This is a genomic window from Arthrobacter sp. AD-310, from assembly GCF_054656615.1.
Window position 1 is genome coordinate 344,096 of record NZ_BAAHNO010000010.1, and the last position, 8,287, is coordinate 352,382.

Below are 8,287 nucleotides of genomic sequence, written 5' to 3' on the forward strand. Positions count from 1 at the left end.
CCCTGACGGTCGCACTGTTGCTTACCTGGCGTCTTCTATGGCCACAAGGTCACGGCCGCCCGTTTCCGGGGTAAAGAACGTGGCGGCAAAGGAGATGAGCGCGAGAACCAGCGAGTAGAGCGCCGGAACCAGCCAGGAGTGGCCGGTTGCTGCCAGCAGTGCGACGCCGATCATGGGGGCAAAGCCGCCTGCCAGTACCGCGGAGAGCTCGCGGCTGAGCGCGACGCCGGTGAAGCGGTGCTGGGCGCCGAAGAGTTCCGGCAGCAGGGCGCACTGCGGACCGAGCATGGACTGCACGCCGAGTGAAATGCCCACCACCATGACTGCCCAGACCAGGGTGACGTTCCCCAGGGTGACCAGGTAGAAGGCCGGCAGGGCGATGACCGCCTGGAAGAGTGCACCGTAGCGGTAGACGGGAACCCTGCCAAAGCGGTCGGACAGCGCACCGAAAGTGACAACGAGGACCGCGGCGAATGCTGCAGCGATCAGCAGGCCGGTGGGGCCGATGAACTTGTCGCCGGCGAAGACACCGGCCGGCGTGCTGATGAACGATACAAGGAGCGCCGAGTAGATGGACGAGTTGCCGTTTTCACCCATCCGGAGGCCGATGCCCACCAGCACGTTCTTCTTGGAATGCTTCCAAATCTGGCCTACGGGGTTCTTGACCACGGCCTTGTGCTTCTCAAGTTCCTGGAAGACAGGGGTTTCCTTCAGCCGGAGCCGGATCAAAACGGCAATGACGATCAGGATGACGCTGGCCAGGAAGGGGACGCGCCAGAGCCAGCCCTGGAGCACCTCCTTGTCCGCCAATGCCATGAGGGCGAAGGTGCCGGCACCGAGCAGGGTGCCCAGCTGGATGCCTACGAATGGCAGGGAGGCAAAGAATCCACGACGGCGGGGCGGGGCCACTTCGGAGATCAGCGTCGTAGCGCCTGCCTGCTCGGCGCCGGCGCCCAGACCCTGGAGGATGCGGAGGGTCACCAGGAGCACGGCGCCCAGCATTCCGGCCTGCTCGAACGTGGGCAGGAGGCCGATGGCGAAGCTGGCCAGGCCCATCAGGCCGATGGTCAGGATCAGGACCATCTTGCGGCCGAAGCGGTCACCGATGTAGCCGAAAACCACGCCGCCGAAGGGCCGAGCGGCGAAGCCGACTCCGTAGGTGGCAAAGGAGGCAATGACCGCCCCGCTCTCACCCAGCGGTGCAAAGAACAGCGGGCCGAAGATCAGCGCCGACGCCAGGCCGTAAATGTAGAAGTCGTAGTACTCCAGGGCAGAGCCTACAGAACTGGCAAGAGTTGCCCTTCGCAGCTGCTGGGGATCGACGGCGGCGCCGTCCACTGCGGCCTGCGGCAAGTTGGTACGAGTTGTCACGAGAACTCCCTCAAATGCACTCCAGGCCCCCGTTGGCCTGGTGGGATAGCAACGACGCCTGTTGCATCGATCACTATGCTGAACACAATACAGCAAGTTGAACAGGGCGCAATAGATGCCGCTGCGTTTGACGGGGAGGAGTGCCGCCTGCCTAGCCCATGGGGTTGCCCAGGGAGTGTGCGAGCTCCTGGAGTTCCTTGACCATCTGAGAGCCCTGTTCCGGCGTGTAGGTGGCCTTAAGTGCTGTCACGGAAAGGCCAAGGCTCGGGCCATGGGCGCCGCGTGTCGGGACGGACACGGCGAGGCAGACGACGCCGGTGGTCGACTCTTCGTCCTCGAACGCATAGCCCTTCTCGCGGATCTCGCGCAGCTGAGCCTTCAGCTCGGCGCCGGTGCGCAGCGACTTTGGCGTGAGCACCGGGAGCTCCCCGTTGTCCGGGAACATCTCCTCCAGGTCGTGGTCGCGCAGCCGGGCTATCAGGGCCTTGCCGACCGCGCACAGGGAGACCGGCATCTTGTCGCCGATGTTGGAGGTCAGCCGCACGGCCGGATGGCCCTCGTAGCGGGCAAGGTAGATGACGTTGGTCCCGTCAAGCATCGCGATGCGGACCGTCTCGCGGGACAGTACGGAGGCCTGTTCGCAGTATCGGTAGAACTCCTGGACCTCGTCCATCCGGCCCAGGTAGGCGGCTCCCAATTCCACGAGTTTGCGGCCCAGGGTGAATTCGGCACCCTGGCGGGTGATCAGCCGGGCCTCCTCCAGTGCCAGCAGGAGATTGGAAGTGGACGACTTGGGGATGCCCACTTCCCGCGAAAGGTCACTCAGGGTCAGCCTGCCGGTCGCTGAGGCTGCAAGTGCGTCCAGGACGGCGGCGGCCCGTGTCACGGCCGGCGCCGGCGATGCGGTTCCGGACTTGTCTGGTGAGGCGGGGGTGCGGGAATCGGCCATGATTCTCCTTAGGTTGCCGGGGCTGACGTGCGCTGCGTTCAGTCAACTGAACGGCTTCCATCATAAGCGCGCACGCCCGGCCCGGCGCCGCGTCAGGCTACGGCGGAGCTCAGCGTCCCTATACCCTCAACGACGACATCAACCCGGTCCCCGGGCACCACGGCGACGGCGGTCCGGGGCGCCCCGGTCATGACGACGTCGCCCGGCTCCAGCGTTAGCCAGGACGTGACGTACACGAGGCAGTCCACCACGCTGGAGGGAAGGTTGAAGGTGCCTGACTCCGCTTTCAGCAGCCCGTTGACCAGGACTTTGATGCCGGCGCTTTCGGGATCCCGGAGGTCGGTCTCGATCCATGGGCCCAAGGGTGTGTAGTTGATGCCGGACTTGCCCTGGAAGTTTCTTTCATCCACCGCGCCCTGGTCCACATTCGTAACGTCATTGACGCACGTGTAGCCGAGCACGTGCTCGAGCGCGTTCCCCGCCGTCAGTTGCGTGGCGTGTTTTCCGATTACCACGGCGAGCTCGCCCTCGGCATGTACGGTGCCCCGGCCGCGTGCACTGACTATCGGGTCCCCCGGGGCCGCGACAGTATGTACGGACTTGTGCCACGCCTGGATAGGCAATGAATGGTCGTTTAGCGTCCGGTTATGGCCGATCCCAAGCACTACTGCGGGCCTGACAGGGGCGAGGAACGATGCCTCGGCGTGGTTTGTGGTGCCGCCGGTGTAGCGGAGGGGGCTGTCGAAGGGGCTGGCGATGTGGTGCCACCGCCCGTCCCTCTCCACCGCGTATTCCGGGCCGGCTGCTGTTTTGATCCTGGCGATGCGCATGGTTGCTCCCGGCCGGCCTAGTAAAAATGGACCGGGTCCACGAGGTGGGGCAGCTCCCCGCCGTCAAGGAAGGCCCTCAGGTTGCTGCAAAAGCGATCAGCGATCAGGCGGTTCTCTGCGGCGCTGAGCGCCGAGGTATGCGGGGAGACCAATACCCTGGGGTGGTTCCACAGCGGGCTGTCCTGGGGCAGCGGTTCAACCGCGAATACATCAAGGCAGGCGTAGCCGACCTGGCCGTTCTCGAGCGCCTCCAACAGGGCGTCCTCGTCGACGACCGTCCCGCGGCCCACGTTTACGAACGTTGTGCCTGGTTTCATGGCTGCAAAGAGCTCCCGGTTAAACAGCTTCTCCGTGAATTCGGTACCGGGCAGCGTATTGACGACGGCGTCTGCCGTGGTTAGGAGGTCCGGCAGGCCGGCATTGTCAGTAACCCGGTCGATCCCCTCAATCGGCTCGACTGTCCGCTTTGTGCCGCTGACCTTCATGCCCAGCGCCCGTGCGATCCGGGCAGTTTCCAGGCCGATCTCCCCGAGCCCGCTCACTACCAGTGTTGAGCCGCTGACCAGGCGGGTGGGAGTGCGAAGTTCAGGCCACACCTTGGCCGCCTGGTCCCGGGCAAGCTCGGCGCTGCGTTTGAAGCCGTTCAGGATCCCCAACGCCGCGAACTCGGCGAGGGGCAGGGCATGCACCCCGGCCGAAGTTGTGATTCTGAACTTCTGCAGAACGTCGTGGCCGAGCCCTGATGCCCTCACTGCTCCGCCGGCCCCCGCGGCCATGGCGTGGATCCACTGCAGGCCGGGATTTTCCGCGGCGACCCGGGCCAGGCCGGAGGGGCTTTCATTGGGGAAGCCGTAAAGGATCTCTGCCTGGTTAACCATCGCCCAATACCGTTCTTCCTGGTCGGGGGTCCGCTTGAATGCAGGATCGCCGGCGTGGTCGGCAGGAAAGCGTTCCGGCGGCAGGAGATTGGGGTCGTAGAGGACGGTGATGGAGGGGTCGACGGCACGGATCTGGTCCACGAGCTCAGCTTCGAGCGGGACAGCGATGGCCAATGTCTTGGAAGTCATTCGTTCACTATACTGTCTAGTGGCAAGCATAGTGAACAGCCTGTCCCGGGGTTGGTCCTGGCTACGCCGCCTTGACCAAGGGCAGTTCATCCCAGTGGGTGGTGTAGCGCGGGGAGCGCATGTCCCGCTTCATGGTCCAGTCCAGCCCTGATCTGATTCCGGCATGGCCCAGGCCGATGGAACCCCGCCCGAACCGGCGGCTGACATCCTCGAGGAGCGGGCCGATGCCGCGTTCCTCATGCCGGTTCTCGAACGGCTCCAGCGGCGGCTGGTTCCCGGTGGGCCGCAGGTCCGTGAGCATGAGTCCGGCCTTGGCGTATTTCAGGCCGTCCCGGATCTGGGGAAGGAGTGCGTGGGCGGCCCTCGTAAGCAACAGCGGGTCAGCCGTCGGCATCGGCAGGGCAATGCACACGGAGGGGTAAGCCTGCTCGTTGTGCCGGAACGGCGATGTGGCCGCAAACGCAGTCAGGACTTTTGCCTGCAGGCCGTGCTTGGACAGCCGGGCGCTCGCCTGCTGTCCGTAGATGCTGAGAACCTGCTTCAGGCCTTCGGCGGTGGTGACGGGCGTGGCAAAGGAGCGCGAGAAGATCAGCTGGTCCCGGCCAATGCGCTCCTCCTCCATCGGGATGCAGGGAGTGCCCCGAAGTTCCAGGACGGTGCGCATCAGCACCACTGAGAACTTGTCCCGGATGGCCACGGGGTCGGCGCGGACCAGGTCCTGGATGGTAAAGATGCCCAGGGCGTTGAGGCGCCGGGTGAGCCGTCCTGCGATGCCCCAGATCTCGTCCACGGGCAGCCGGGCGAGGAGCCCGTCCCGGGCCTCCTGCGGCACGGCGTCCCAGAGGCAGACCCCGCCGAAGGAGGCATTGTTCTTGGCCCACTTGTTGCACAGCTTGGCCAGCGTCTTGGTGGGGGCAATCCCGACGCAGACCGGCACGCCTACGTGGCGCCGGACCGCGTCCTTCATCCTTCGGCCCAGGGCGAGCAGTTCATCCGGTTCCCCCTTCACCCCCAGGAACGCTTCGTCGATGCTGTAGACCTCGAGCCAGGCCGAGTGCCGCCCCAGGAGTTCCATGACCCGTGAGCTGATATCGCCGTAAAGCTCGTAGTTGCTGGATTTTGCCACGAGCCCCCATTCCCGGGCGCGCGGCGCGAGCTTAAACCACGGGTCGCCCGTCCGGATGCCAAGCGCTTTCGCCTCGGGGGAGCGGGTCACGGCGCATCCGTCGTTATTGGAGAGGACAATCAGTGGCCGTCCCTCCAGCGAGGGGTCGAAGGCCCTCTCCGCCGAGGCGTAGAAGCAGTTAACGTCCACGTGCGCGATCTGCGGCATCCGGCGCATCAGCGCGGGCTTAGTCATGGCTCCGCCTAGACATGGTGCAGGCACCTGATGGCCACGCCCCAGATCGTCAGTTCCGAGAGGGCGGGGACGCGGATGTCAGGATACTTCGGATTCTCGGCCTGCAGCACCACGCCTGTGGCAGTGATCCGGAGCCGCTTGATGGTAAGTTCACCGTCCAGTACGGCGATGACCACGGACCCGTCCTTCGGTTCCAGGGCCCGGTTGACGATCAGTTCATCCCCATCGCTGATCCCTGCCCCCTCCATGGAATCGCCGGTCACGCGCACGATAAAGGTGCTGGTGATGTCCTTGATCAGGTGTGTGTTGAGGTCGACCCGGCCGTCAAAGTAGTCCTGGGCCGGGGACGGGAAGCCGGCGGCGACCGCCACGGGAGAGATCAGCACGGAGTACAACGAGGTGCCCGCTTCTATCACGCGGGGACCGATAATAACGCCCACAACACACCCTTATTCGAAAATATGTTCGATAGGTTCAGTGTAGCGCTGCCCTGCGACAAGGGATATCTCCCGGTGGGCGCTGTTCCGCCGCAGCTCCCACGTAAACTTGCAGGATGCGGTTGGTGGCAAGCGATATTGACGGAACGATCCTCGGGCACGACGGGAAGATCAGCGACCGCACCGTCCGCGCGTTCCACGCCTGCCGTGATGCCGGCGTCGAACTCGTCTTCGTCACCGGCCGGCCGCCCCGCTGGCTGCACCCGCTCGAAGAGCAGCTGGGCCACACCGGCACGGTGATCTGCTCCAACGGGGCAGTGGTCTGGGACCTCGAAAGCGGAAAGCTGGTCTCGGCCCGCGCCCTCTCCATCGACGCCGTACTCGAAATCCGCCGCATCATCAAGAAGCTGCGCCCTGCCGCCCTTTTCGCTGCCGAGACACTCACCGGCTTCCACCTGGAGCCCGGCTTCATTGAAAACGAGTCCAGCGAACTGCTGTCCGAGTTCACCCCGGCGCCACTCCACGAAACCCTCACCAGCGCCGACTCGGTGATCAAGTTCCTGGCCATCGTCCGGGACGGGACGCCGGACGATTTCCTCGCCGAAGTAGCCCCCGCCGTCGGGCACCTCGCCGCCGCGACGCACTCCTCGCCGGGCGTCGCCATGCTGGAGCTGTCCCTGCCCGGGGTCAACAAGGCCGTCACACTGGCCGAATACGCCGCCGCCCTGGGGATCGACGCAGCGGACGTCGTAGCCTTCGGCGACATGCCCAACGACATCGAAATGCTCCGCTGGGCCGGCCACGGCTATGCCATGGCCAGCGGCCACCCGGAGGCCATCCTCGCGGCAGGACAGCAGGCGCCGCATTTTGACGACGACGGCGTTGCCCAGGTTCTGGAAGCGCGTCTAGCTTCCCTCGGCGCCCGCCGTTCCTGATGCCCGCGGTTCCTGCCGCACACAGCGCGCCTTCAGCTGGTGCTCACCGCACGTTCACCTTCAATCCGTAGCCTGAAGTCCTGAGAGCATACTCCTCACATGCTCGCTAAAGGTACTAAAGGGGTAACGATGGCAAAGAACGTGAAGCACGCGTCGGCCGAGGCGCCGCTCCGCCCCGCCACGCCCGCCCCGCACTGGAAAGCGCTCCGGCAGGGTGACCGCGTCCGCGTCTTCCTCACCCCCGGCTTCGAAACCGTCGGGGTAGTAGACGCGATTACCCCTGACCACACGGTGGTCTGGGTCAACCTCGACGGCGGCCGCGGCCGTACACTCCTGCACTGCGGCGACGGCGTCGACATCCTTCCCTGCGAAGACTGACTGCCGAAGGCCACCCGGGGGCACCGACGTGCCCCCGCATCTCCGGTACGCTCGCACGTGTGACCCTGCCCTTCTTCGCCAACCCCGACGGCGCCGGGAACCAGCTGCCCCTCGCCATGGCGCACCGCGGCTTCTCCCGCGACGGGCTGGAGAATTCCCTGGCCGCGTTCCGCGCCGCCGTCGCGATGGGGTACGGATACCTGGAAACGGACGTCCACACCACGTCCGACGGCGTGCTGCTCCTCTTCCACGACTCCACCCTGGACCGCGTGACGAACGGAAGGGGGAAAGTTTCAGAGTTGACCGCCGCGGAGGTTGCGGAAATCCTGATCGGGGGACGCGAACCCATCCCCACCTTCGACGCACTGGTCGCCGATCTGCCCGGCGTGCGGCTCAACCTGGACGTCAAGGACTGGAACTCGGTCCGCAGCACGGCGGCGGCCATCGAACGGCATGAGGTGCACGACCGGGTGCTGGTCACCAGTTTTTCCGACCGGCGCCGGCGGGCGGTGCTGAGGCTGCTCAGCCGGCCGGTGGCTGCCTCCGCAGGGGTTGCCTCCACCGGCCTTTTTACCCTGCTGGGTCCGGTGCTGCCGGGGCCGGTCTTCCGGTTGGTGATGCGCCGCGTCCTGCGCGGGCTCCACGCGCTGCAGGTGCCCGTCCGCCGTGGCGGGATCGAAGTGGTCACACCGGGCTTCATCAGGCGGGCGCACCGGCTCGGGCTGGTGGTGCACGTTTGGACCATCAACGATCCCGCCGAGATGCACCGCCTGCTGGATCTCGGCGTCGACGGCCTGGTCACCGACCGGGCAGACCTGCTCCGTGAGGTCCTCACGGAACGGGGCGGGTGGCCCGAAGAGCCACCCGCCCCGCCAGCGTCCCCGCCGCTTATCCGCATCCGGTGCTGGTTGGGGGGTCCTGGTCGCCCTCGGTGGGATCGGCCCGAAGCTCGTCCGGGTC

At 65.8% G+C, this 8,287-nt stretch carries 8 protein-coding genes and 1 pseudogene; 3 read left to right on the forward strand and 6 right to left on the reverse strand.

The genetic code is table 11. The features are described 5' to 3' along the window. Positions 1–21: 21 nt before the first annotated feature. The 6 genes from ACYQ1Z_RS08175 to ACYQ1Z_RS08200 form a co-directional block, all read right to left on the reverse strand. On the reverse strand, positions 22–1,371 hold the full coding sequence (locus ACYQ1Z_RS08175; RefSeq protein ID WP_459791997.1) for an MFS transporter: 1,350 nt from the start codon (positions 1,369–1,371) through the stop codon (positions 22–24). 151 nt (positions 1,372–1,522) lie between these two features. Then, positions 1,523–2,320, reverse strand: coding sequence for an IclR family transcriptional regulator (locus ACYQ1Z_RS08180; protein ID WP_459791998.1), 798 nt, complete (start codon positions 2,318–2,320; stop codon positions 1,523–1,525). A 92-nt stretch (positions 2,321–2,412) separates the two neighbouring features. Then, positions 2,413–3,150 carry a fumarylacetoacetate hydrolase family protein gene (locus ACYQ1Z_RS08185; protein WP_459791999.1) on the reverse strand — a complete coding sequence of 246 codons (738 nt, stop codon included), beginning with the start codon at positions 3,148–3,150 and terminating at the stop codon, positions 2,413–2,415. 17 nt (positions 3,151–3,167) lie between these two features. Then, the gene (locus tag ACYQ1Z_RS08190; RefSeq protein ID WP_459792000.1) at positions 3,168–4,217 is read right to left on the reverse strand and encodes a D-2-hydroxyacid dehydrogenase; all 1,050 of its coding nucleotides are present in this window, start codon (positions 4,215–4,217) and stop codon (positions 3,168–3,170) included. A 61-nt stretch (positions 4,218–4,278) separates the two neighbouring features. Then, positions 4,279–5,577, reverse strand: coding sequence for a Y-family DNA polymerase (locus ACYQ1Z_RS08195; RefSeq protein WP_459792001.1), 1,299 nt, complete (start codon positions 5,575–5,577; stop codon positions 4,279–4,281). Between the two features lie 8 nt (positions 5,578–5,585). Beyond that, on the reverse strand, positions 5,586–6,017 hold the full coding sequence (locus tag ACYQ1Z_RS08200; protein ID WP_459792003.1) for a LexA family protein: 432 nt from the start codon (positions 6,015–6,017) through the stop codon (positions 5,586–5,588). A 113-nt stretch (positions 6,018–6,130) separates the two neighbouring features. On the opposite strand from ACYQ1Z_RS08200, the gene ACYQ1Z_RS08205 reads away from it, so the two are divergent. The 3 genes and pseudogenes from ACYQ1Z_RS08205 to ACYQ1Z_RS08215 all read left to right on the forward strand — a co-directional run. Then, entirely contained in the window at positions 6,131–6,949 is an 819-nt protein-coding gene (locus ACYQ1Z_RS08205; RefSeq protein ID WP_459792004.1) for an HAD family hydrolase, read from the forward strand. 129 nt (positions 6,950–7,078) lie between these two features. Then, positions 7,079–7,327 (forward strand): hypothetical protein, encoded by a 249-nt coding sequence (locus tag ACYQ1Z_RS08210; RefSeq protein ID WP_459792005.1) that lies wholly within the window; start codon positions 7,079–7,081, stop codon positions 7,325–7,327. Positions 7,328–7,443: 116 nt separating this feature from the next. Further along, positions 7,444–8,178, forward strand: a pseudogene (locus ACYQ1Z_RS08215) (glycerophosphodiester phosphodiesterase); the annotation flags it as partial. Positions 8,179–8,287: the final 109 nt, after the last annotated feature.

Coding starts and splice junctions, on each gene's coding strand:
- ACYQ1Z_RS08180 (WP_459791998.1), bottom strand. CDS start 2,320: ATGGCCGATTCCCGCACCCCCGCCTCACCAGACAAGTCCGGAACCGCA.
- ACYQ1Z_RS08185 (WP_459791999.1), bottom strand. CDS start 3,150: ATGCGCATCGCCAGGATCAAAACAGCAGCCGGCCCGGAATACGCGGTG.
- ACYQ1Z_RS08190 (WP_459792000.1), bottom strand. CDS start 4,217: ATGACTTCCAAGACATTGGCCATCGCTGTCCCGCTCGAAGCTGAGCTC.
- ACYQ1Z_RS08195 (WP_459792001.1), bottom strand. CDS start 5,577: ATGACTAAGCCCGCGCTGATGCGCCGGATGCCGCAGATCGCGCACGTG.
- ACYQ1Z_RS08205 (WP_459792004.1), top strand. CDS start 6,131: ATGCGGTTGGTGGCAAGCGATATTGACGGAACGATCCTCGGGCACGAC.
- ACYQ1Z_RS08210 (WP_459792005.1), top strand. CDS start 7,079: ATGGCAAAGAACGTGAAGCACGCGTCGGCCGAGGCGCCGCTCCGCCCC.